Source organism: Citrobacter sp. CK202 (assembly GCF_030333225.1).
Classification (GTDB): Bacteria; Pseudomonadota; Gammaproteobacteria; order Enterobacterales; family Enterobacteriaceae; genus Citrobacter_B; species Citrobacter_B koseri.
Window position 1 is genome coordinate 437,784 of sequence record NZ_JAOWGI010000021.1, and the last position, 23,708, is coordinate 461,491.

At 56.4% G+C, this 23,708-nt stretch carries 27 protein-coding genes; 21 read left to right on the forward strand and 6 right to left on the reverse strand.

Annotated elements, in window-relative coordinates; all coding sequences use genetic code 11:
• Window positions 1–63: 63 nt before the first annotated feature.
• The 3 genes from OGX84_RS07690 to OGX84_RS07700 are packed head-to-tail and all read right to left on the reverse strand — an operon-like array spanning window position 64 to window position 2,224.
• Window positions 64–933 (reverse strand): phosphoribulokinase, encoded by an 870-nt coding sequence (locus tag OGX84_RS07690; RefSeq protein WP_012135460.1) that lies wholly within the window; start codon window positions 931–933, stop codon window positions 64–66.
• Between the two features lie 53 nt (window positions 934–986).
• A complete protein-coding gene (locus tag OGX84_RS07695) occupies window positions 987–1,205 on the reverse strand; it encodes a YheU family protein (protein ID WP_047460774.1) in 219 nt (72 codons plus the stop codon).
• On the reverse strand, window positions 1,202–2,224 hold the full coding sequence (locus tag OGX84_RS07700) for a hydrolase (RefSeq protein WP_110493730.1): 1,023 nt from the start codon (window positions 2,222–2,224) through the stop codon (window positions 1,202–1,204). The genes OGX84_RS07695 and OGX84_RS07700 overlap by 4 nt, the downstream gene beginning before the upstream one ends.
• Window positions 2,225–2,473: 249 nt before the next feature.
• On the opposite strand from OGX84_RS07700, the gene mdcA reads away from it, so the two are divergent.
• From mdcA to mdcH, 8 genes are all read left to right on the forward strand, one after another.
• Window positions 2,474–4,129, forward strand: coding sequence for a malonate decarboxylase subunit alpha (mdcA, locus tag OGX84_RS07705; protein ID WP_047460778.1), 1,656 nt, complete (start codon window positions 2,474–2,476; stop codon window positions 4,127–4,129).
• A complete protein-coding gene (locus OGX84_RS07710) occupies window positions 4,129–4,986 on the forward strand; it encodes a triphosphoribosyl-dephospho-CoA synthase (RefSeq protein WP_112001462.1) in 858 nt (285 codons plus the stop codon). Before mdcA ends, OGX84_RS07710 begins: the two co-directional genes overlap by 1 nt.
• A gap of 9 nt (window positions 4,987–4,995) precedes the next feature.
• Window positions 4,996–5,295, forward strand: a complete 300-nt coding sequence (gene mdcC, locus OGX84_RS07715) for a malonate decarboxylase acyl carrier protein (protein WP_047460783.1) — start codon at window positions 4,996–4,998, stop codon at window positions 5,293–5,295.
• Complete coding sequence (locus OGX84_RS07720) at window positions 5,288–6,121, forward strand: biotin-independent malonate decarboxylase subunit beta (RefSeq protein WP_153257914.1); 834 nt, start codon at window positions 5,288–5,290, stop codon at window positions 6,119–6,121. Before mdcC ends, OGX84_RS07720 begins: the two co-directional genes overlap by 8 nt.
• Window positions 6,121–6,921 (forward strand): biotin-independent malonate decarboxylase subunit gamma, encoded by an 801-nt coding sequence (mdcE, locus tag OGX84_RS07725; RefSeq protein WP_071259392.1) that lies wholly within the window; start codon window positions 6,121–6,123, stop codon window positions 6,919–6,921. Before OGX84_RS07720 ends, mdcE begins: the two co-directional genes overlap by 1 nt.
• A gap of 124 nt (window positions 6,922–7,045) precedes the next feature.
• Window positions 7,046–8,005: an AEC family transporter gene (locus tag OGX84_RS07730; protein ID WP_012135451.1), complete on the forward strand. Its 960-nt coding sequence runs from the start codon at window positions 7,046–7,048 to the stop codon at window positions 8,003–8,005.
• A 3-nt stretch (window positions 8,006–8,008) separates the two neighbouring features.
• On the forward strand, window positions 8,009–8,626 hold the full coding sequence (locus tag OGX84_RS07735) for a malonate decarboxylase holo-ACP synthase (RefSeq protein ID WP_112001464.1): 618 nt from the start codon (window positions 8,009–8,011) through the stop codon (window positions 8,624–8,626).
• Window positions 8,627–9,523 carry a malonate decarboxylase subunit epsilon gene (gene mdcH, locus OGX84_RS07740; RefSeq protein WP_047460795.1) on the forward strand — a complete coding sequence of 299 codons (897 nt, stop codon included), beginning with the start codon at window positions 8,627–8,629 and terminating at the stop codon, window positions 9,521–9,523.
• Between the two features lie 149 nt (window positions 9,524–9,672).
• Here mdcH and OGX84_RS07745 read toward each other — a convergent pair whose 3' ends face one another.
• Window positions 9,673–10,605: a LysR family transcriptional regulator gene (locus tag OGX84_RS07745; RefSeq protein WP_024131007.1), complete on the reverse strand. Its 933-nt coding sequence runs from the start codon at window positions 10,603–10,605 to the stop codon at window positions 9,673–9,675.
• A gap of 16 nt (window positions 10,606–10,621) precedes the next feature.
• Window positions 10,622–12,523 carry an ABC transporter ATP-binding protein gene (locus OGX84_RS07750; protein ID WP_286457665.1) on the reverse strand — a complete coding sequence of 634 codons (1,902 nt, stop codon included), beginning with the start codon at window positions 12,521–12,523 and terminating at the stop codon, window positions 10,622–10,624.
• A gap of 128 nt (window positions 12,524–12,651) precedes the next feature.
• Here OGX84_RS07750 and kefG point away from each other — a divergent pair, with 128 nt between their 5' ends.
• The 4 genes from kefG to slyD all read left to right on the forward strand — a co-directional run bounded on the left by kefG (window position 12,652) and on the right by slyD (window position 15,900).
• Complete coding sequence (gene kefG / locus OGX84_RS07755) at window positions 12,652–13,203, forward strand: glutathione-regulated potassium-efflux system ancillary protein KefG (RefSeq protein WP_024131006.1); 552 nt, start codon at window positions 12,652–12,654, stop codon at window positions 13,201–13,203.
• On the forward strand, window positions 13,203–15,008 hold the full coding sequence (gene kefB / locus OGX84_RS07760; protein ID WP_012135445.1) for a glutathione-regulated potassium-efflux system protein KefB: 1,806 nt from the start codon (window positions 13,203–13,205) through the stop codon (window positions 15,006–15,008). The genes kefG and kefB overlap by 1 nt, the downstream gene beginning before the upstream one ends.
• A 9-nt stretch (window positions 15,009–15,017) precedes the next feature.
• Entirely contained in the window at window positions 15,018–15,218 is a 201-nt protein-coding gene (locus OGX84_RS07765; protein WP_047460809.1) for a YheV family putative zinc ribbon protein, read from the forward strand.
• Window positions 15,219–15,312: 94 nt separating this feature from the next.
• Window positions 15,313–15,900 carry a peptidylprolyl isomerase gene (gene slyD / locus OGX84_RS07770; RefSeq protein ID WP_012135442.1) on the forward strand — a complete coding sequence of 196 codons (588 nt, stop codon included), beginning with the start codon at window positions 15,313–15,315 and terminating at the stop codon, window positions 15,898–15,900.
• A gap of 112 nt (window positions 15,901–16,012) precedes the next feature.
• Here the strand turns inward: slyD and OGX84_RS07775 are convergent, their stop codons facing one another.
• The gene (locus tag OGX84_RS07775) at window positions 16,013–16,231 is read right to left on the reverse strand and encodes a protein SlyX (RefSeq protein WP_012135441.1); all 219 of its coding nucleotides are present in this window, start codon (window positions 16,229–16,231) and stop codon (window positions 16,013–16,015) included.
• Window positions 16,232–16,463: 232 nt separating this feature from the next.
• On the opposite strand from OGX84_RS07775, the gene fkpA reads away from it, so the two are divergent.
• From fkpA to tuf, 9 genes are all read left to right on the forward strand, one after another.
• Complete coding sequence (fkpA, locus tag OGX84_RS07780; RefSeq protein ID WP_012135440.1) at window positions 16,464–17,282, forward strand: FKBP-type peptidyl-prolyl cis-trans isomerase; 819 nt, start codon at window positions 16,464–16,466, stop codon at window positions 17,280–17,282.
• Window positions 17,283–17,448: 166 nt separating this feature from the next.
• Window positions 17,449–18,171, forward strand: coding sequence for a helix-turn-helix transcriptional regulator (locus tag OGX84_RS07785; protein WP_012135439.1), 723 nt, complete (start codon window positions 17,449–17,451; stop codon window positions 18,169–18,171).
• Window positions 18,171–18,557, forward strand: coding sequence for a sulfurtransferase complex subunit TusD (gene tusD, locus OGX84_RS07790; protein ID WP_012135438.1), 387 nt, complete (start codon window positions 18,171–18,173; stop codon window positions 18,555–18,557). Before OGX84_RS07785 ends, tusD begins: the two co-directional genes overlap by 1 nt.
• Entirely contained in the window at window positions 18,557–18,916 is a 360-nt protein-coding gene (gene tusC / locus OGX84_RS07795; protein WP_012135437.1) for a sulfurtransferase complex subunit TusC, read from the forward strand. The genes tusD and tusC overlap by 1 nt, the downstream gene beginning before the upstream one ends.
• A gap of 7 nt (window positions 18,917–18,923) precedes the next feature.
• Entirely contained in the window at window positions 18,924–19,211 is a 288-nt protein-coding gene (gene tusB / locus OGX84_RS07800; RefSeq protein WP_024131005.1) for a sulfurtransferase complex subunit TusB, read from the forward strand.
• A gap of 125 nt (window positions 19,212–19,336) precedes the next feature.
• Window positions 19,337–19,711, forward strand: coding sequence for a 30S ribosomal protein S12 (rpsL, locus tag OGX84_RS07805; protein ID WP_000246815.1), 375 nt, complete (start codon window positions 19,337–19,339; stop codon window positions 19,709–19,711).
• 96 nt (window positions 19,712–19,807) lie between these two features.
• On the forward strand, window positions 19,808–20,278 hold the full coding sequence (rpsG, locus tag OGX84_RS07810) for a 30S ribosomal protein S7 (RefSeq protein ID WP_002920113.1): 471 nt from the start codon (window positions 19,808–19,810) through the stop codon (window positions 20,276–20,278).
• A 97-nt stretch (window positions 20,279–20,375) separates the two neighbouring features.
• The gene (gene fusA / locus OGX84_RS07815) at window positions 20,376–22,490 is read left to right on the forward strand and encodes an elongation factor G (protein ID WP_012135435.1); all 2,115 of its coding nucleotides are present in this window, start codon (window positions 20,376–20,378) and stop codon (window positions 22,488–22,490) included.
• Window positions 22,491–22,560: 70 nt separating this feature from the next.
• Window positions 22,561–23,708: elongation factor Tu (tuf, locus tag OGX84_RS07820; protein WP_200103606.1), on the forward strand; the 1,148-nt coding region annotated here is incomplete at its 3' end.

The following is a 23,708-nucleotide window of genomic DNA, read 5'->3' on the forward strand; positions in this document are numbered from 1 at the left end:
ATATCAAACGCACTCTGTAGGCCGGATAAGGCGTTAGCCGCCATCCGGCAAACATCGAACAGATTATTCGATCTTCTTCCCTTCCATCAGTCGCTGAACCAGCGGCAACATGATCAGTTCCATCGCCAGCCCCATTTTGCCGCCCGGCACCACGAGCGTATTGATATGGGAAATAAACGACCCTTGCAACATCGCCAGCAGCCACGGGAAATCAATCCCTTCCAGATTTCTGAAATGAATGACCACAAAACTTTCGTCCAGCGAAGGAATGCCTTTCGCGGCGAAGGGATTGGAAGTGTCAACGGTGGGCACGCGCTGGAAGTTAATGTGGGTGCGGGAAAACTGCGGCGTAATGAAATTAATGTAGTCATCCATTGAGCGGACAACGGAATCCATCACCGCCTCGCGGGAGTGGCCGCGCTCGCTGGTATCGCGAATCAGCTTTTGAATCCACTCCAGGTTGACGATCGGCACCACGCCGACCAGCAGATCGACATGACGCGCGACATCATGCTGCGGCGTTACCACGCCGCCGTGCAGCCCTTCGTAAAACAGCACATCGGTGGGTTCCGGCAGTGGTTGCCACGGGGTAAACGTCCCCGGCACCTGATTCCACGGCACGGCCTCATCGTAGGTATGAAGATACTTACGCGCCTGGCCTTTGCCCGTCTGTCCGTATTCAATAAAAGTTTGTTCCAGCAGACTGAAGTCGTTGGCTTCAGGGCCGAAATAGCTGATATGCCGCCCGGCGTCGCGCGCTTTGCGGATCGCCATGTCCATTTCGGGGCGTGTGTAACGATGAAAACTGTCGCCTTCCACCTCGGCTGCGCGCAGATTTAACTGCGCGAAAATTTTTCGAAACGCGAGGCTGGTGGTCGTGGTCCCCGCGCCGCTGGACCCTGTTACCGCAATCACCGGATGTTTGGCAGACATAACAACTCCATGAATCAACAAAAGTTTTAGTATAGTCGGCCGTCAGCGGCGGATTATTCGCGAAACTGTCCACGCGGCATAATGTTGACCGTCTCGTGCAGTTCAGACCACACCAGAACAGCTTCTCCGCACTGTAGCTGTCGTTTGACGTCGGCGACCTTTTGCTCAAGCGAACGTTCATGTTCACCATAATCGGTGCCTTCACGCAACACAAAGCTTTCGATCAAATTGTCCAGCGTCTCAGAAGACAGCTCTTGCCAGGGGATCATCATGATGACGCCTCCAGATACGTTGTCAGCCAGTCGGGAATCCGCGACTCCAGCCACATTTCCGGGCGACGCAGCGTCCCGCCGATAAATCCAACATGCCCGCCATGCTCGGTGAGCTGATACTCCACCAGCGGCGGCAGATTTTCCGGTTTCGGGATCACATGATGATCCATAAACGGATCGTCTTTCGCGTGGATGATGAGCGTCGGTTTGGCGATCTGGTTGAGCATCGGCATGGCGCTACACTGACGATAATAGTCTATCGCGTCGGCAAAGCCGTGAATTTTCGCGGTGATCAGATCGTCAAATTCACGGAGCCGGCGCACGGATTTGAGCTGTACCAGATTAATCGGCAGTGTGCCGGGGTATGCCGCCAGCTTGCGCGCGGCGTTGGCCTTCAGCAGATTGAGCAGATAGCGCTGATAAACGCGGGAAAACCCTTTTTCCATATGATAGCTGCACGCTTCCAGCACGAAGGGGGCGGAAACGATGACCGCCGCGTCAATCGGGATCTCGCGGCCTTCTTTCGCCAGCAGACACGCCAGCATATTTCCGCCGAGCGAATAGCCGACGGCGGCGGTGGGGGCGGCGCCAAACTCGCGCTGTAGCCAGTGTAAAAACCAGGTGCCGTCTTCCGTTTCGCCGGAGTGATAAATGCGGTTCAGCCGGTTCGGTTCGCCGCTACAGCCGCGAAAGTGCATGACCACGCCCAGCCAGCCGCGCTTTTGCGCCGCTTCAATCAGCCCGTGAGCGTACGGGCTGTTCAGGCTGCCTTCCAGGCCGTGAAAAACCACCAGACGCGGTTTGTGCTTCGCGTGCTGCGGATCTTCACTCCAGGCCAGATCGATAAAATCGCCGTCCGGTAATTCCAGACGTTGCCAGTGCGCATCGAACTTCACCTTGCGGCGGATGAGTCGCGGCAGCATGGTTTGCAGGTGGCGGTTGCGGATACCGCGCATTGGCACGAACTCCGCACTATCGTGACCGGTGATATCAAGGTCGGGGGAGGTTATTTGAGTCATAAATTATGCGATGTTTTTTTAAATCTGCCGCCTACTATACCGTCACTTTCCCCTGGTGTTTATGAAAATGAGGCAGGGGGAGCGGATTTACACCTTCCTGACGCTGATCTTAATCACAATTCATTACTCAAATTATTACTCTCAGGCTAATGATTCCTCTCTACGCTTAATTGATGACTTTCTCACCAGGGCGCACACTCTTTCCAGTGTTAAGCAATCAAAATGATTAGCTGAATCAGGAGGTTAATAATGTTATCTGGGCAAACGCCAGCACGAGTCTGGAACACGCGCCGCACCGAGAAGCAGCGGCGTCTGGCTTCTGTTCCGGTGCAGGGCAAGGTGCTGCCAACCGCAGACCTGACCGCAATGCTGGAAAAACTGATCGCGCCGGGTGACCGCGTGGTATTAGAAGGGAATAACCAGAAGCAGGCAGATTTCCTGTCCCGCATGCTGGCGGAGGTCAACCCGCAGATAGTGCATGACCTGCATATGATCATGCCAAGCGTTGGGCGCAGCGAGCATCTCGATATCTTCGAAAAGGGTATCGCCCGCAAGCTGGACTTCTCTTTTTCCGGCACTCAAAGTCTGCGCATCTCGCAACTGCTGGAAGATGGCCTGCTGGAAATTGGCGCCATCCACACCTACATCGAGCTTTATTCCCGTCTTTACGTCGACCTGGCGCCAAACGTGGCGCTGATTGCCGGTTACAAAGCTGACCGCAAAGGCAACCTCTACACCGGGCCGAGTACCGAAGATACCCCGGCGCTGGTGGAAGCCGCCGCATTCCACGATGGCATCGTTATCGCACAGGTGAACGAACTGGTGGATGACGAGTGCGACTTGCCGCGCGTCGATATTCCGGGCTCGTGGATCGACTACGTGGTGGTTGCCGACAAACCGTTCTTTATCGAACCGCTGTTCACTCGCGACCCGCGCCTGATCAAACAGGAACATATCCTGATGGCGATGATGGCCATTAAAGGCATCTACGCAGAGCATCAGGTGCAGTCGCTGAACCACGGTATCGGCTTCAACACCGCCGCTATTGAACTGCTGCTGCCGACCTGGGGCGAGCAACTCGGTCTGCGCGGCAAAATCTGTAAACACTGGACGCTGAACCCGCATCCGACGCTGATCCCGGCGATTGAAAGCGGCTGGGTGGAAAGCGTGCACTGCTTCGGCGGCGAGCTGGGGATGGAGGAGTACATCCGCGCCCGTCCTGACGTGTTCTTTACCGGCGCCGACGGCTCCATGCGTTCTAACCGCGCCTTCTGTCAGCTGGCGGGTCAGTACGCGGTCGATATGTTTATCGGCTCCACGTTGCAGGTTGATGGCCTGGCTAACTCCTCAACGGTGACTCGCGGTCGTCTGTCCGGCTTCGGCGGCGCGCCAAACATGGGCCACGACCCGCACGGTCGCCGTCACGCTACCCCGGCCTGGCTGAACATGATCACCGAACCTGACCCCATGCAGCGCGGTAAAAAGCTGGTGGTGCAGATGGTGGAAACCTTCCAGGCAGGCGTGAAACCGACCTTCGTGGAAAAACTGGACGCGGTTGACGTGGCGAAAGCCTCCGGTATGCCGCTGGCGCCGGTGATGATCTACGGCGACGACGTGACCCACGTTCTGACCGAAGAAGGTATCGCTTATCTCTACCGGGCGGAAAGTCTGGAGGAGCGTCGCGCGATGGTTGCGGCGGTGGCTGGTATTACCGACATCGGTCTGGGTGTAGACGCCCGGCGCGTCGCCGAACTGCGTCAGAGCGGCAAGGTGGTTTACCCGGAAGATATGGGCATTCGTCGTACCGACGCCACCCGTTCTCTGCTGGCGGCCGGTAGCGTTGCCGACCTGGTGGAATGGTCCGGGGGGCTCTACAACCCACCTGCGAAATTTCGGAGCTGGTAATGAAACTTCTGCCCCGGATTCAGGTTGAAGGCGGCGCCGAATGGCTGGCGCGAACCGCCACGCAGTGTCTGATCGACGAAGCACGATTAAGCCCGAAGCCCGGTCTGGTGGACAGTCGGGGGAACGGCGCGCACCACGATTTATCGCTTGCGCTGATGGAGCGCTCGGCGCACAGCCTGACCTCCACGTTTCAGGCGCTGGCGCAACAAAGCTGGCGGCGTCCGGCTGATATTGCGCTCAGACAAACCATAGGGCGACTCGGTCGCGAAGGCGAGCAGCAGATGATGGCGGCAACGGGCGGCGTGAACACCCACCGTGGCGCGATTTGGGCGCTGGGGCTGTTGGTGAGCGCCGTGGCGATGCACGGCGGCGCGGGCAGGGCGCAGCAGGTGGCGGCAACCGCCGCTGAACTGGCAAAACTGCCGGATGACGCCGCGCCGAAAGTCTTCAGTAAAGGGCTGCGCGCCACCCACCGTTATCGCGTACCGGGCGCCAGAGAAGAAGCGCAGCAGGCGTTTCCACACATTATGCAGCGTGCGCTGCCGCAGCTTCGGCTAAGCCGACAGAACGGCAGCAGCGAAATGCACGCCCGGCTGGATGCGCTGATGGCCATCATGACCTCGCTGACCGACACCTGCGTACTTTCTCGCGCCGGGATGGAAGGGCTGGATGCCATGCAGCACGGGGCGCGCGCCGTTCTCCATGCGGGCGGCAGCGCGCACCCGGCAGGGGCGCAGGCGCTGGCCCGTTTAGACCGTCAGATGCTGGCGCTGAACGCCTCGCCGGGCGGCGCGGCGGACTTGCTCGCCGCCACCCTGTTTCTCGATCGCGTCGAAACGTCTTATTCAAAGCATTAAGAGGATGTTATGGAAAAAATCACATTGACCGTGCCAGCCAGCCGCGCGTTACGCGGCAGGGCGCTGGCAGGGGTTGTCGGCTCCGGGGATATGGAGGTGTTATTCACCGCCGACCAGGGCCAGACGTTAACCATTGATATCACCACTTCCGTCGATAACAGCCGCAGCCGCTGGGAAGCGCTGTTTACCCGTCTGCAAACGGTCAGCAGCCTGCCGGCAGGCAAACTGACCATCCACGACTTCGGCGCGACGCCGGGCGTAGCGCGCATTCGTATCGAACAGGTATTTGAAGAGGTGAGCTATGCGTGATGACCGCAGTTTTATCGAATTAAAAGCGCGTCAGCGCGCGCATGCGCTGCTGGATGAAGGCAGCTACCGCGAACTGCTCGACCCGTTTGAAGGTGTGATGTCGCCGTGGCTGGGCGCGCAGGGCATCGTGCCGCAGGCCGATGACGGCATGGTCGTGGCGAAAGGCACTATTAACGGCAAACCGGCGGTGGTTGTGGCGATTGAGGGCGCATTCCAGGGCGGCAGTATGGGCGAAGTGTCCGGCGCTAAAATGGCGTCGGCGCTGGAGCTAGCGGCGGAAGATAACCGTAACGGCATTCCGACGCAGGCGGTGTTGAGTCTGGAAACCGGCGGCGTGCGTTTGCAGGAAGCCAACCTCGGCCTGGCGGCGATTGCCGACATCCACGCGGCGATTGTTGACCTGCGTCGTTATACCCCGGTGGTCGGCATTGTGGCCGGGACTGTCGGCTGCTTCGGCGGGATGTCTATCGCCGCTGCGCTGTGTAGCTATCTGATTGTCACCCGCGAAGCGCGTCTGGGTCTGAACGGCCCGCAGGTTATCGAACAGGAAGCCGGGATTGAAGAATATGACTCCCGTGACCGCCCGTTTATCTGGAGCATGACCGGTGGCGAAGTGCGCTATCAAAGCGGGCTGGTGGATGCGCTGGTTGGCGATGGCGTCAACGCGGTGAAAGCGGCGATGAACGATGCGCTGGCGAAAGGCGTTCCGGCAAAACACCGCACCGATAACTACGACGATTATCTGAACCGTCTGAGCCATTTCGACACCCGCAAACAGGCCGATTCAGAACAGATTAACGCGCTCTTTGCCCGGGAGGTGAAATAATGAGTAACGCAATAAGCCGTGGCGAGTTATGGCTGCAAGCCCTCGTACCGAACGCCAGACGGCTCGAAGGGCTGTGCCCCTCCGTGCAGGCCGCAGACGGTGAGCTGAACGGTGAAACGGCGCGCTTTATCGCGGTAGTGCCGGATGCTAACAACCATTACCCACGCGCCGCAAAAGGCGAGGTTGGTCTGCTGGAAGGCTGGACGCTTGCAAAAGTGGTCAGCGAAACCGTGGCTGCCGATGCTGATAACGCTGTTAAGCGCCCGATCGTGGCAGTGATTGATGTGCCCAGCCAGGCCTACGGTCGCCGTGAAGAGGGATTTGGTATTCACCAGGCGCTGGCCGGTGCGGCAGCGGCGTATGCCAATGCACGTCTGGCTGGGCATCCGGTGATTGGCCTTATCGTCGGCAAGGCGATGTCCGGCGCGTTTCTGGCGCACGGTTATCAGGCCAACCGTCTGATTGCCTTCAACGACAAAGGCGTGCTGATCCACGCGATGGGTAAAGAGTCTGCGGCACGTATCACCCTGCGTACCGTCGAGTCGCTGGAAAAACTGGCGGCCACTATTCCGCCGATGGCGTACGACATCAGTAACTACGCCACGCTGGGACTGCTCTCCAGTCTGCTGGATATCAGTAATCCAGATGCTCCTTCGGCAAACGATCTGACGTTGGTGACGGCCACTCTGCAACAGGCCATCAGCGATGCTCGTCAAGAGCCGACGCTGAAAAATCGTCTGGGTGCCGACAATCGTCGTAGTTCTGCTCTTGTACGCGAACGTATGCGGGCGAGCTGGTAAGTAAAAGAGACCTGCCAGATGCATAACCCCACGGGCGCGCTCGTTGCGTCCGTGAGGCGACCTGCATCCTGAAAATAATAATCATCGCGTCCGTGCTAACTTTTTTATTCATTACAGGTGATTTATGACTTACGTGATTGTTCATGCTCTTGCACCGATTTTTGTCATCATGTTGCTGGGGTTCTGGGCCGGGAAGGCCAAAATGGTTGATAACAAGAATGTTTCCCTGCTCAACATTTTCGTCATGGATTTTGCACTCCCCGCTGCGCTGTTTAGCGCCACGGTACAAACGCCCTGGACGGGTATTGTCGCGCAGTCGCCGCTGATTCTGGTGCTGACGCTGGCGATGTGGATCACCTACGCCGCTATCTATTTTCTGGCAACGAAGGTATTTAAAAAATCACCGCAGGATGCGGCCGTGCTGACCCTGACCGTCGCTCTGCCAAACTATGCCGCGCTTGGCCTGCCGATTCTCGGTAGCGTGCTGGGCGAAGGGCCGTCAACGTCGCTCTCCGTCGCGGTTTCCATCGCCTGCGGTTCTGTGCTGATGACGCCGTTCTGCCTGCTGATTCTGGAGCGTGAGAAAGCGCGTGCGGAAGGCGGTAACTCAGGTTCTACTCTGTCTATGCTGCCGGTGCTGATGTGGCGTTCAATCAAGAAACCGATCGTGATGGGGCCGCTGCTGGGGGTTATTCTCTCCGCTATCGGTATCAAGATGCCGGAGCTGGTGCTGGCGGCGATCAAACCGCTGGGCCTGGCCGCTACTGCGGCGGCGCTGTTCCTGACCGGGGTGATCCTTTCTGCGCGTAAGTTGCAGATCAACACGATGGTTATTACCTCCACCATTGCCAAGCTGCTGATTCAACCGGCGATTGCCTGGGGGATCGTGCTGATTTTCGGCCTGCATGGCTCGGTGGCGATCACCGCTATCCTGATGATTGCGCTGTCTGCCGGTTTCTTCGGCGTGGTGTTCGGTAATCGCTTCGGCGTGCAGTCGCCGGATGCAGAAGCCGTGCTGCTGTTAAGCTCGGTCCTGTGTATCCTGTCGTTGCCGTTGTTTATCTCGCTGACTTCAGGACTCTAAAGCATGAACACAACATTACGCCCCCACGATCTTATCTGGCTTAACGCGCGGAGCGCGCTGGAAGGTGTCACGGAATCCTGGGTGGATGACGTCTGGCATACCCGCCTGCCGGTGGTGGTACGGCGTGATGTTGATGCGCAGGGGCGCATTCCCGTCGGCGTTCGCGGCATAAAGCGCGACCAGCGCGCGGCGGGCTGGGCTCAACCGGACGCCATTACTCGCGTCTGTACACCGGAATCGCTGGTTGACCCACAGATGCTGCTGCGCTCGCCCTTTATCTCGCAGCCACCGGTTCAGGTGGCTTTATTACTGACGCAACAGGCATGGCCGTGGACGTGGGGGATTACCGGCAGTACCGGCTACGCGCTGGCGACCGGGCTCCCGGTGATCCACGCCGCAAGCGATCTGGATTTGCTGATTCGCGCCCGGCAGCCGCTCTCTCGCGAGCTGCTGGAGAAATGGCGGCAGCAACTGATGGGCGGGCTTTGCCGTGCGGATACCCAGGTGGAAACGCCGTACGGCGCGTTTGCGCTGAACGAATGGCTGCGCGATGGCAAAGCGCTGTTAAAAACGCCGCAGGGGCCGCGGCTGGTCAGCGACCCGTGGCGCAGGGAGGAGTAAATGAAAATCCTGTTTACCTTTCCGGGGCAGGGGACGCAGCATGCAGGTATGCTGCAAAACCTTCCGGGAACGGAGTTAGCGCTGGCGCGCGAGGTGCTGGGGGCGGAGGCGAATACGCTTGATACCCCGGACGCGCTGCAACACACCCGGGCGGTACAGCTTGCTTTGCTGATTGCCGGGGTGGCGTGGGCGCGCGAGCTGGAACGTCGCGGCGTCGCGCCGGATATTGTCAGCGGCCTGTCCATCGGCGCGTATCCAGCGGCGGTGATCGCCGGAGCGCTGGAGTTTACCGACGCGCTGACGCTGGTGGCCCTGCGCGGTGATTTGATGGAGCAGGCGTATCCGCACGGTTACGGCCTGACGGCGATTATGGGGCTGACCTTGCCGCAGGTGGAGTCGCTGGTTGCAGGCAGTGGAACCTTTATCGCTAACCTGAATGCGGAAACCCAGATTGTGATTGCCGGTAGCGATGAGGCGATGGCGGATGTTGCGAAGCGGGCGCTGGATAAAGGCGCGAGTAAAGCCCACCGTCTGGCGGTGAGCGTGCCGTCGCACTGCGCTCTGCTGGCGGAACCGGCGCAGCGGCTGGTGGAGGCGTTCCGTCATGTGACGCTCTCCCGTCCGCGCTGTGCATACCTCAGCGGTAGTACCGGGCGCGTGCTGTGGCAGCCGGAACGTATTGCTGACGATCTGGCGATGAACATGGCGCGGACGGTGCGCTGGCAGGACGCGGCGATCTCCGCCAACGAGCGCGAGGCGCGGCTGGCGATTGAAATGCCGCCCGGCGGCGTGTTGACCTGCTTAACGCGACAGGCGGAGTGGGAAGGTGAGTCTGTTTCGCTGGAGCGCAGCGGGGTGGATGTCGCGGTGCATCTGGCAAAACGGCTTAGAGGCTAGTGCGGTTGCCCGATGGCGCTGCGCTTATCGGGCCTACGGCTCGCACCCGTTGTAGGCCGGATAAGGCGCGTAGCGTCGCCATCCGGCGATCCCGGTCAACATGCAACCCCCGTAGGCCGGATAAGGCGCGCAGCGTCGCCATCCGGCGATCAGGCGCCCGGATTAAGGCTACGCGCGTACATGCGCCCTTCGGCGGCCAGCGCCAGCAGATTAGGGTCGCGCTCGCGGTTGCGGGCGAAGACAATGGCGATGAGCTGCTGCATCTGGTACGGCTGCGACAGCTTCAGCAACTGTACGGAATTCTCGTACATCTTCTTCATGCGTCCCGGCATCAGAGTGAAACCGACGCCCGCCTGCACCAGACTGAGCATCGAAAAGATGTCGTTCACACGGGTGACAATCTCTGGTTCAAACCCGGCAATATGAAAGGCTTCCTGGAAGCCCGCATAGGTGGCAAAGCCTTCCGCCAGTGAGACAAACTTCTGATCCCGGTAATCACGCAGATCGGCGGGCGAGGAGGTGTCAAGCGTCGCCGTCGCCGGTGCGGCGAGATAAATATCGTCATGAAACAGCGGCAGCACTTCCAGACTGTTGCGATCGATAGCGCTTTCTGAAATGGAGATCAGGATCGCATCCAGCATTCCGTCTTCCAGCATTCTCAGCAGCGCTTCGTTGGAGCCCATTGTCAGATCCAGTTCGAGATCCGGTCGGCGCAGTTTCATCCCCATGATCAGATGCGGGACGGTTTCCAGCGTCAGAGAGTAGAGCGTACCCACGCGCAGACGCCCCTGGCCGATCCCTGCCGTTTTGCGCGCCTCTTCCAGCCCGCGCGCCATCAACTGGCTGACCTCCTGGCAATACTCCAGCAGCGTCCACGCCGCCGGTTGCGGGATCAGATTACGTCCTTTATGCACGAACAGCGGACAGCGAACATTCTCTTCCAGCGTATGCAGTGCGCGATGAACGCTGACCCCGCTGATATCCAGCGCCTCCGCCGTCCGGGCAATATTGCCTTTCTCCATAAACGTCATGAAGATGCTTAACTTGCGAAAGGTGATATCGTTGGTTATCAGCGGATTCATCGTCATATTCCCGAAGTTAGTCGGCCAGCATCTGCTCAAGCTGTTCCTGCGCTTCCAGCCAGGCCATCTCGCACTCTTCCAGCCCGGATTTGGCGCTGGCCTGCTGTTGCAGGCATTCTGTCAGTTCCGCTTTGCGGCTCTGGTCGTACAGTTCGCTGTCGCCCAGTTTTTCTTCCGCTTGCGCCAGTTTTGCGTTCAGCTTTTCCATCTCTTTTTCCAGACGGGCGATCTCTTTACGCAGCGGCTGGGTCTGGGCACGCAGTTCGGCTTCGCGACGCTTCTGATCCTTACGCGCCTGGGCGCTGTTGGCATTCTCTTTCGGGGCGTCATCAGGCTGGTTTTCCTGTTTCTGCACGTCGCTCAGCCACTGCTGATAGTCTTCCAGATCGCCATCGAACGGCTCGACTTTATGGTCGTGAACCAGATAGAGATCGTCGGTGGTGGAGCGTAGCAGGTGACGGTCGTGCGAGACGACCACCAGCGCGCCTTCAAATTCGATGAGCGCTTCGGTCAGCGCCTGGCGCATATCGAGGTCAAGGTGGTTGGTCGGTTCATCAAGCAGCAGCAGATTAGGGCGCTGCCAGACGATCAATGCCAGCACCAGGCGCGCTTTTTCACCACCGGAGAAGCGACGGGTCTCTTCGCTGACCTTATCGCCCTGGAAGCCAAACCCGCCGAGGTAATCGCGCAGCTTCTGCTCCAGTTCCTGCGGCGCCAGCCGCGCCAGATGTTGCAGCGGCGATTCATCCGCTCGCAAATACTCCAGCTGATGCTGAGCGAAGTAACCGAGTTTAATACCCTTCGCCAGACCGATTTCACCGCTGGCAGGCGCAAGCTCGCCCGCCAGCAGCTTGATGAGCGTTGATTTACCGGCGCCGTTGCGCCCCAGCAACCCGATGCGTGAACCGGGCACCAGATTCAGCTTAATGGAGTCCAGAATGATGCGATCGCCATACCCGGCGCCCACTTTCTCCATTTTCAGCAGCGGGTTAGGCAGGCTTTCCGGCGCGCGGAAGCTGAAGTGGAACGGGTTATCGACATGCGCGGGGGCGATAAGCTCCATACGCTCCAGCATTTTGATACGGCTCTGTGCCTGCTTCGCTTTTGTCGCTTTGGCGCGGAAACGGTCGATATAACTTTGCAGATGCGCCACGCGCTCCTGCTGGCTCTCGTACATCGCCTGCTGCTGGGCCAGCCGGGTCGCGCGCTGCACTTCAAATGCGCTGTAGTTGCCGGTGTATTCGAACAGGGTTTGCTGTTCGATATGAATGATTTTGTCTACCACCGGATCGAGGAAGTCGCGGTCGTGCGAAATCAGAATCAGAGTGCCCTGATAGCTCTTCAGCCATTTTTCCAGCCAGATAACGGCATCAAGATCGAGGTGGTTGGTCGGTTCATCGAGCAGCAGCAGGTCAGAACGGCAAATCAGCGCCTGGGCCAGGTTAAGGCGCATGCGCCAGCCACCGGAGAAGTCGCTGACCGGACGTTCAAGCTGTTCGTTGCTAAAACCGAGGCCGTGGAGCAGGCTGGCGGCGCGTGAGCGCACGGTCCAGGCGTCGATGGCGTCGAGCTTGCCGTGTACGGTGGCGATGGCGTGCCCGTCGTTACGTTCGTTGGCGTCGTGCAACTGCGCTTCCAGTTGGCGGTATTCGCGATCGCCATCAATCACGTACTCCAGCGCAGGTTGTGCAAGCGCGGGTGTTTCCTGATTCACCCACGCCAGCTGCCAGTTACCGGGAAAGGTCACGCCGCCTGCATCGGCGCTGATTTCATTTTTCAGCAATGCCAGCAGGGTAGATTTACCGCAGCCATTCTTACCCACCAGGCCGACCTTCTGTCCCGGGTTGATGGTGGCGGTGGCATTGTCCAGCAAGACGCGCACGCCGCGACGAATTTGTAACGAGGAGAAAACAATCATAAGGCGCCGTATGTTCAGACTATGTTAATTTATCATTATGATAATGTAATATGCGGGCATTCTGCCGCGCCGGAGCGCAATGGTAGCCCAAAACAATAACGATACACAAAATAACCGGGAGGGGGATGATGTCCCAGCCAGCAAAGGTACTGCTGCTGTATGCCCATCCAGAATCTCAGGACTCGGTCGCGAACCGGGTGCTGCTTAAACCGGCCATGCAACTCAGTAATGTGACGGTGCACGATCTCTACGCGCACTACCCTGATTTTTTTATCGATATCGCGCATGAGCAGGCGCTATTGCGTGAACATGACGTGATTGTTTTCCAGCATCCGCTGTATACCTATAGCTGTCCGGCGTTGCTTAAAGAGTGGTTAGACCGCGTGCTCAGCCGTGGTTTCGCCAGTGGCCCAGGGGGGAACCAACTGGCGGGAAAGTACTGGCGGAGCGTGATTACCACCGGTGAACCGGAAAGCGCGTATCGCTACGATGCGCTGAACCGCTATCCGATGACCGATGTGCTGCGGCCGTTTGAGCTGACGGCGGCGATGTGCCGGATGCACTGGATGAGTCCGATTATTATCTACTGGGCCAGGCGACAAAGTGAGCAGGAACTGGCCAGCCACGCGAAAGCCTACGGCGAATGGCTGGCAAACCCTGTTCTGGCGGGAGGTCGCTAATGGAAGGTTCTGATTTATTGACGGCGGGGGTGATGTTTCTCTTCGCGGCGGTCGCTGCGGTGCCACTGGCATCGCGGCTGGGTATTGGCGCGGTACTGGGATATTTGCTGGCAGGGATTGCGATTGGCCCCTGGGGGCTGGGATTTATCAGCGACGTTGATGAAATCCTCCACTTTTCTGAGCTGGGCGTTGTCTTTCTGATGTTTATCATCGGCCTGGAACTCAACCCTTCCAAACTCTGGCAACTGCGTCGCTCTATCTTTGGCGTCGGGGCGGCCCAGGTGATGCTGAGCGCTGTCGTGCTGGCCGGGCTGCTGATGCTTACCGATTTCTCGTGGCAGGCGGCGGTGATCGGCGGGATTGGTCTGGCGATGTCATCGACCGCGATGGCGCTGCAACTGATGCGGGAAAAGGGGATGAACCGCAGCGAATCCGGCCAGTTGGGTTTTTCGGTGCTGCTGTTTCAGGATCTGGCGGTGATCCCCGCGTTGGCGCTGGTGCCGCTGCTGGCTGGCTCGGCAGATGAACATTTTGACTGGATTAAGGTCGGCATGAAGGTGCTGGCCTTTGCCGGGATGCTGATTGGCGGTCGCTATTTGCTGCGCCCGGTGTTCCGTTTTATCGCCGATTCCGGCGTGCGCGAGGTGTTTACTGCCGCCACGCTGTTGCTGGTGCTGGGGTCTGCTTTATTTATGGATGCGCTGGGGCTGTCGATGGCGCTCGGTACGTTTATCGCAGGCGTGCTGCTGGCGGAAAGCGAATACCGTCATGAGCTGGAAACGGCCATCGATCCGTTCAAAGGGCTGCTGCTGGGGTTGTTCTTTATCTCCGTGGGGATGTCGTTAAACCTTGGTGTGCTCTATACCCACCTGTTGTGGGTAGCGGTGAGCGTCATCGTGCTGGTGGCGGTGAAAACGCTGGTGCTTTATCTGCTGGCGCGTCTGTACGGGATTCGGAGTTCGGAGCGGATGCAGTTTGCGGGCGTGCTGAGTCAGGGGGGCGAGTTCGCGTTTGTGCTCTTTTCCACCGCCTCGTCCCAGCGGCTGTTTCAGGGCGACCAGATGTCGCTGCTGCTGGTCACCGTAACGCTGTCGATGATGACCACGCCGCTGCTGATGAAGCTCGTCGATAAATGGCTCTCCAGACAGCTTAACGGCCCGGAAGAGGAAGATGAAAAGCCCTGGGTGGATGATGATAAACCGCAGGTGATTGTCGTGGGATTCGGGCGTTTTGGTCAGGTAATTGGCCGTTTGTTGATGGCGAATAAAATGCGCATCACCGTACTGGAGCGCGATATCAGCGCCGTTAACCTGATGCGAAAATACGGCTACAAAGTATATTACGGCGATGCGACTCAGGTGGAGCTACTGCGTTCGGCAGGAGCGGAAGCGGCGGAGTCTATCGTCATTACCTGTAATGAACCGGAAGACACCATGAAGCTGGTGGAGATATGCCGGCAGCATTTCCCGCATTTGCATATTCTTGCGCGAGCGCGCGGACGTGTGGAAGCGCATGAGTTATTACAGGCGGGTGTCACGCAGTTTTCCCGCGAGACGTTTTCCAGCGCGCTGGAGCTGGGGCGTAAGACGCTGGTGTCGTTAGGGATGCACCCACACCAGGCGCAGCGTGCGCAACTGCATTTCCGTCGGCTGGATATGCGTATGCTAAGGGAGCTTATTCCGATGCATACCGACATGGTGCAAATTTCTCGTGCCAGAGAAGCCAGACGCGAACTGGAGGAGATTTTCCAGCGAGAGATGCAGCAAGAGCGGCGCCAGCTGGATGGCTGGGATGAGTTTGAGTAGAGGGTAGGTATGGCGATTCGTAAACGTTTTATTGCAGGGGCGACGTGTCCGGCCTGCCAGGCGCAGGATTCAATGGCGATGTGGCGCGAAAATAATGTCGATATTGTTGAGTGTGTTAAGTGCGGCCATCAGATGCGTGAAGCCGATAAAGCGGCCCGCGAGCACGTTCGCAAAGAAGAGCAAGTGATCGGGATTTTTCATCCAGACTAGCGATATGCCGCAGGTTTTTTTAAGCTAGTGGGTACACGGGTGCAGAATTCCGCTACAATCTGCGCCACTATTCTTCCCATGCTCAGGAGATATCATGAAAGTAGCAAAAGACCTGGTGGTCAGCCTGGCCTATCAGGTACGTACAGAAGACGGTGTGTTGGTTGATGAGTCTCCGGTGAGTGCGCCGCTGGACTACCTGCATGGTCACGGTTCCCTGATCTCTGGCCTGGAAACAGCGCTGGAAGGTCACGACGTTGGCGACAAATTCGATGTGGCTGTTGGCGCGAACGACGCTTACGGTCAGTATGACGAAAACCTGGTGCAGCGCGTGCCTAAAGACGTCTTCATGGGCGTTGACGAGTTGCAGGTTGGCATGCGTTTCCTGGCGGAAACTGACCAGGGCCCGGTACCGGTAGAAATTACCGAAGTGGAAGACGACCACGTTGTGGTTGACGGTAACCACATGCTGGCTGGCCAGAACCTGAAATTTAACGTGGAAGTTGTGGCGATCCGCGAAGCGACCGAAGAAGAACTGGCTCATGGCCACGTTCACGGCGCGCACGGTCACGACCACGACCACGGTCACGACGGTTGCTGCGGCGGCCACGGCCACGATCATGACCACGGTCATGAGCATGGCAAAGGTGGTTGTGGCGGTAACGGCGGCTGCGGTTGCCATTAATCGTCTGTAATGCCTGATGGCGTTGCGCTTATCAGGGCTACAGTAGGCCGGATAAGGCGTTTACGCCGTCATCTGGCACAAAAAAGCGGGAATATCCCGCTTTTTTTACGTCTCAATAATGCGGTGGCGGCGTCTCTTCGGCCTGCGAGGCGATATTCGACGGTTGGCTGGCTTTAAGCTTCTCCGTCAGCAGGCGCAGATGATCGCGTAGTTTCGCCATCTCCATCTCGTGCGCGGTCACCGTTACGTTGAGTTCTTCAATGGTGATCTCCTGAAACGCCAGACGGCTCTCCAGTTCAGCCAGGCGAGCTTCCATCGTTATATCTTGCATGATTCACCTCTCTTGTTGTCTCCGGCACTTCTTGGGTCGCGGCGGATTCTACTGAACTTTATCGGATTACACAGCACTCATTCGCCCTCTACGAAACTAATTTAAACAAAAAGAGTCTGAAAAGGGGTGATAATAGGGCGTGTCCGTATGTTGATTTGTTCTACAACGTTTTATAGTACGCTTCTCATGTAAGTTAACCCTGGGGTGAGATGCCCCGGCCCTGGAGATATGGATGAAATCACTGTTTAAAGTAACGCTGCTGGCGACCACGATGGCCGTTGCTCTGCATGCACCGCTCACTTTCGCTGCGGACGCCGCGAAACCAGCTGCAACTGCTGACAGCAAAGCCGCGTTCAAGAATGACGACCAGAAATCTGCTTATGCGCTGGGCGCTTCGCTGGGTCGTTACATGGAAAACTCCCTGAAGGAACAAGAAAAACTGGGGATCAAACTGGATAAAGATCAGCTGATCGCGGGTGTCCAGGATGCATTTGCAGACAAGAGCAAACTGTCTGACCAGGAAATCGAGCAGACCTTGCAGGCATTTGAAGCGCGCGTGAAGACCTCCGCTCAGGCGAAGATGGAAAAAGACGCCGCTGATAACGAAGCGAAAGGTAAAGCGTTCCGCGAGAAATTTGCTAAAGAGAAAGGGGCGAAAACCTCTTCAACAGGTCTGGTTTATAAAGTAGAGAAAGCCGGTACTGGCGAAGCGCCAAAAGACAGCGACACCGTTGTGGTTAACTACAAAGGTACGCTGATCGACGGTAAAGAGTTCGATAACTCCTACACCCGTGGCGAACCGCTCTCTTTCCGTCTGGACGGCGTGATCCCGGGCTGGACTGAAGGCCTGAAGAACATTAAGAAAGGCGGTAAGATCCAGATGGTTATCCCACCGGATCTGGCCTACGGTAAAACGGGCGTTCCGGGTATTCCGGCTAACTCCACGCTGGTATTCGATGTAGAGCTGCTGGACATCAAACCGGCGCCGAAAGCCGATGCGAAACCAGACGCAGCGGCCGACGCCAAATCGACAGATGCTGCTAAAAAATAAAAACTGAGAACCGCCGCCTGTCATGGCGGCGGTTTTTTTATTGCAGGCCGGATATAATTAATACTGGAAAGCGGAACCCCCGCTGTATTAATTTAATCATCCGCGTAAATAATGAGCCTGCCCTGAAAACATAACGACAGGCTCCTGAAAAGGAGTGTTTTTTTTCATGACCAGGTCGCTTTTAACCAACGAAACCAGTGAGCTTGACTTACTGGATCAACGTCCTTTCGATCAAACCGACTTTGATATTCTGAAATCCTACGAAGCGGTGGTGGACGGGTTAGCGATGCTCATTGGTTCCCATTGTGAAATCGTATTGCACTCTTTGCAGGATTTGAAATGCTCAGCCATTCGCATTGCCAACGGTGAACACACGGGGCGCAAAATTGGCTCGCCGATCACTGACCTTGCATTGCGCATGCTGCATGATATGACGGGTGCGGATAGCAGCGTATCGAAGTGTTACTTCACACGCGCGAAAAGCGGTGTCCTGATGAAGTCAGTGACGATTGCCATTCGCAACCGCGAGCATCGCGTAATTGGTCTGCTGTGCATCAACATGAACCTTGATGTGCCGTTCTCGCAGATTATGAATACCTTTATTCCGCCGGAAACGCCGGAAGTGGGTTCCGCCGTGAACTTTGCCTCCTCGGTGGAGGATCTGGTCACTCAGACGCTGGAATTCACCATTGAAGAGGTGAACGCCGATCGCAATGTCTCTAATAACGCGAAGAATCGTCAGATTGTGCTGAATCTGTATGAGAAGGGGATCTTCGATATTAAAGATGCGATTAACCAGGTGGCTGACCGCCTGAACATCTCCAAACATACGGTCTACCTCTATATTCGTCAGTTCAAAAGTGGCGACTTCCAGGGGCAAGATAAGTAATGCGTTTTGCCATTGTGGTGACGGGGCCAGCGTACGGAACGCAGCAAGCGAGCAGCGCGTTGCAGTTTGCGCATGCCTTAGTTAACGAAGGGCATGAGTTGAGCAGCGTCTTTTTCTACCGGGAAGGCGTGTATAACGCCAACCAGTTGACCTCTCCGGCCAGCGATGAATTCGACCTGGTGCGCGCATGGCAGCAGTTGGGCGCGCAGCATGGCGTCGCGTTGAATATCTGCGTTGCGGCGGCGCTGCGTCGCGGCATTGTGGATGAGACCGAAGCAAAAAGGCTGGCGCTGGCATCAGCCAACTTACAGCCAGGGTTTTCGTTGAGCGGGCTTGGCGCGCTGGCGGAAGCCTCCCTGACCTGCGATCGCGTGGTGCAGTTTTGATGAAACGTATTGCTTTTGTATTTTCCACCACGCCGCACGGCAGCGCGTCGGGCCGCGAAGGACTGGATGCGTTACTGGCGACGTCGGCGCTGACGGAAGAGACTGGCGTCTTTTTTATCGGCGACGGCGTTTTTCAGATTCTTTCGGGACAAACGCCTGACGTCGTGCTGGCGCGGGATTACATCGCCACCTTCAAACTGCTGGGGCTGTACGATATCGAGCAATGCTGGCTGTGCGCCGCCTCGTTGCGTGAGCGCGGTCTGGAGACGGGGGCGAGTTTCATTGTGGATGCGACGCCGCTTGAACCTGAAGCGTTGCGCGGTGAACTGGACAATTATGATGTTATCCTGAGGTTCTGACGTGACTATCCTGCATACATTACATCGTTCCGCATGGCTCAGTGACGTTTCCGCGCTTCTTCGCGTGTGCAAAGAAGGCGATGCGCTTTTATTGCTACAGGATGGCGTTACGGCGGCCATCGAAGGTAGCCGTTTCCTTGAAAGTTTGCGTAACGCCCCCATAACGGTTTACGCACTGAAAGAAGATATCGATGCTCGCGGTTTGAGCGGTCAAATTTCAGACAGTGTCGTCAGGGTTGACTATACTGACTTCGTCAGACTTGCGGTTAAGCATCCCAGCCAGATGGCCTGGTGATTGTGGGATCGTTGTATATTTCTTGACACCTTTTCGACACCGCCCTAAAATTCGGCGTCCTCATATTGTGTGAGGCCGTTTTATTACGTGTTTACGAAGCAAAAGCTAAAACCAGGAGCTATTTAATGGCAACAGTTAACCAGCTGGTACGCAAACCACGTGCTCGCAAAGTTGCGAAAAGCAACGTGCCTGCGCTGGAAGCATGCCCGCAAAAACGTGGCGTATGTACTCGTGTATATACTACCACCCCTAAAAAACCGAACTCCGCGCTGCGTAAAGTATGCCGTGTTCGTCTGACTAACGGTTTTGAAGTGACTTCCTACATCGGTGGTGAAGGTCACAACCTGCAGGAGCACTCCGTGATCCTGATCCGTGGCGGTCGTGTAAAAGACCTCCCGGGTGTTCGTTACCACACCGTACGTGGTGCGCTTGACTGCTCCGGCGTTAAAGACCGTAAGCAAGCTCGCTCCAAGTATGGCGTGAAGCGTCCTAAGGCTTAATGGTTCTCCGTTAAGTAAGGCCAAACGTTTTAACTTAAATGTCAAACTAAACTCGTAGAGTTTTGGACAATCCTGAATTAACAACGGAGTATTTCCATGCCACGTCGTCGCGTCATTGGTCAGCGTAAAATTCTTCCGGATCCGAAGTTCGGATCAGAACTGCTGGCTAAATTTGTAAATATCCTGATGGTAGATGGTAAAAAATCTACTGCCGAAACTATCGTATACAGCGCGCTGGAGACCCTGGCTCAGCGTTCTGGTAAATCTGAACTGGAAGCTTTCGAAGTAGCTCTCGAAAACGTGCGCCCGACTGTCGAAGTTAAGTCTCGCCGCGTTGGTGGTTCTACTTATCAGGTACCAGTTGAAGTCCGTCCGGTTCGTCGTAATGCTCTGGCAATGCGTTGGATCGTTGAAGCTGCTCGTAAACGCGGTGATAAATCCATGGCTCTGCGCCTGGCGAACGAACTCACTGATGCTGCAGACAACAAAGGTACTGCAGTTAAGAAACGTGAAGACGTTCACCGTATGGCAGAAGCCAACAAGGCGTTCGCACACTACCGTTGGTAATCCCTTCGGAATTTTAGTCACCAGGCGGGCGCTTCCAGCAAGCAGCCCGCTTTGGGCTACTTAAATTGAACGCCTAGAAGATAAAACGAGGAATCAAATGGCTCGTACAACACCCATCGCACGCTACCGTAACATCGGTATCAGTGCGCACATCGACGCCGGTAAAACCACTACTACCGAACGTATTCTGTTCTACACCGGTGTAAACCATAAAATCGGTGAAGTTCATGACGGCGCAGCTACCATGGACTGGATGGAGCAGGAGCAGGAGCGTGGTATTACCATCACCTCCGCAGCGACTACTGCATTCTGGTCTGGTATGGCTAAGCAGTATGAACCGCATCGCGTAAACATCATCGACACCCCGGGGCACGTTGACTTCACTATCGAAGTAGAACGTTCCATGCGTGTTCTTGATGGTGCAGTAATGGTTTACTGCGCAGTTGGTGGTGTTCAGCCGCAGTCTGAAACCGTATGGCGTCAGGCAAACAAATATAAAGTTCCGCGCATTGCGTTCGTTAACAAAATGGACCGTATGGGTGCGAACTTCCTGAAAGTTGTTGGTCAGATCAAAAGCCGTCTGGGCGCGAACCCTGTTCCGCTGCAACTGGCGATTGGCGCTGAAGAAGCGTTCACCGGTGTTGTTGACCTGGTGAAAATGAAAGCCATCAACTGGAACGAAGCAGATGCAGGCGTTACCTTCACTTACGAAGATATCCCGGCTGACATGCAGGAACTGGCTGAAGAATGGCACCAGAACCTGATCGAGTCCGCTGCGGAAGCTTCTGAAGAGCTGATGGAAAAATACCTGGGTGGCGAAGAACTGACTGAAGAAGAGATCAAAAAAGCTCTGCGTCAGCGTGTTCTGAGCAACGAAATCATCCTGGTAACCTGTGGTTCTGCATTTAAGAACAAAGGTGTTCAGGCGATGCTGGATGCGGTAATTGATTACCTGCCATCCCCGGTTGACGTACCTGCGATCAACGGTATCCTGGACGACGGTAAAGATACTCCGGCTGAGCGTCATGCTAGCGATGATGAGCCTTTCTCTGCACTGGCATTCAAAATCGCTACCGACCCGTTCGTGGGTAACCTGACCTTCTTCCGTGTGTACTCTGGTGTGGTTAACTCTGGTGATACCGTACTGAACTCCGTGAAATCTGCACGTGAGCGTTTCGGTCGTATCGTTCAGATGCACGCTAACAAACGTGAAGAGATCAAAGAAGTTCGCGCGGGCGACATCGCTGCTGCTATCGGTCTGAAAGACGTAACTACGGGTGACACCCTGTGTGACCCGGACGCGCCGATCATTCTGGAACGTATGGAATTCCCTGAGCCGGTAATCTCCATCGCAGTAGAACCGAAAACCAAAGCTGACCAGGAAAAAATGGGTCTGGCTCTGGGCCGTCTGGCTAAAGAAGACCCGTCTTTCCGCGTATGGACTGACGAAGAATCTAACCAGACCATTATCGCCGGTATGGGTGAGCTGCACCTCGACATCATCGTTGACCGTATGAAGCGTGAATTCAACGTTGAAGCGAACGTCGGTAAACCTCAGGTTGCTTACCGCGAAGCGATTCGCTCGAAAGTTACCGATATCGAAGGTAAACACGCCAAGCAGTCTGGTGGTCGCGGTCAGTACGGTCATGTTGTTATCGACATGTACCCGCTGGAGCCGGGTTCCAACCCGAAAGGCTACGAGTTCATCAACGACATCAAGGGTGGTGTAATCCCTGGCGAATACATCCCGGCCGTTGATAAAGGTATCCAGGAGCAGCTGAAAGCAGGCCCGCTGGCTGGCTATCCGGTTGTTGACATCGGTATCCGTCTGCACTTCGGTTCTTACCATGACGTTGACTCCTCTGAACTGGCGTTTAAACTGGCTGCGTCTATTGCCTTTAAAGAAGGCTTTAAGAAAGCGAAACCTGTTCTGCTTGAGCCGATCATGAAGGTTGAGGTAGAAACGCCGGAAGAGAACACCGGTGACGTAATTGGTGACTTGAGCCGTCGTCGCGGTATGCTGCGCGGTCAGGAATCCGAAGTTACTGGCGTTAAGATCCACGCTGAAGTACCGCTGTCTGAAATGTTCGGATATGCAACTCAGCTGCGTTCTCTGACCAAAGGTCGCGCATCATACACTATGGAATTCCTGAAGTATGATGATGCACCGAGCAACGTTGCTCAGGCCGTTATTGAAGCCCGTGGTAAATAATCCACAGGATTAAAACCTAAGTCCCGTGCTCTCTCCTGAAGGGGAGAGCACTATAGTAAGGAATATAGCCGTGTCTAAAGAAAAATTTGAACGTACAAAACCGCACGTTAACGTCGGCACCATCGGCCACGTTGACCATGGTAAAACTACTCTGACTGCTGCAATCACTACCGTACTGGCTAAAACCTACGGCGGTGCTGCTCGTGCATTCGACCAGATCGATAACGCGCCGGAAGAAAAAGCTCGTGGTATCACCATCAACACTTCTCACGTTGAATACGACACCCCGACTCGCCACTACGCGCACGTAGACTGCCCGGGCCACGCCGACTATGTTAAAAACATGATCACCGGTGCTGCGCAGATGGACGGCGCGATCCTGGTTGTTGCTGCGACTGACGGCCCGATGCCGCAGACCCGTGAGCACATCCTGCTGGGTCGTCAGGTAGGTGTTCCGTACATCATCGTGTTCCTGAACAAATGCGACATGGTTGATGACGAAGAGCTGCTGGAACTGGTTGAGATGGAAGTGCGTGAACTGCTGTCTCAGTACGATTTCCCGGGCGACGACACGCCGATCGTTCGTGGTTCTGCTCTGAAAGCGCTGGAAGGCGAAGCTGAGTGGGAAGCGAAAATCATCGAACTGGCTGGCTACCTGGATTCCTACATCCCGGAACCAGAGCGTGCGATTGACAAGCCGTTCCTGCTGCCGATCGAAGACGTATTCTCCATCTCCGGTCGTGGTACCGTTGTTACCGGTCGTGTAGAGCGCGGTATCATCAAAGTGGGCGAAGAAGTTGAAATCGTTGGTATCAAAGAGACTGCGAAGTCTACCTGTACTGGCGTTGAAATGTTCCGCAAACTGCTGGACGAAGGCCGTGCTGGTGAGAACGTAGGTGTTCTGCTGCGTGGTATCAAACGTGAAGAAATCGAACGTGGTCAGGTACTGGCTAAGCCGGGTTCCATCAAGCCGCACACCAAGTTCGAATCTGAAGTTTATATCCTGTCCAAAGACGAAGGCGGCCGTCATACTCCGTTCTTCAAAGGCTACCGTCCGCAGTTCTACTTCCGTACAACTGACGTGACTGGCACCATCGAACTGCCGGAAGGCGTAGAGATGGTAATGCCGGGCGACAACATCAAAATGGTTGTTACCCTGATCCACCCGATCGCGATGGACGACGGTCTGCGTTTCGCAATCCGTGAAGGCGGCCGTAC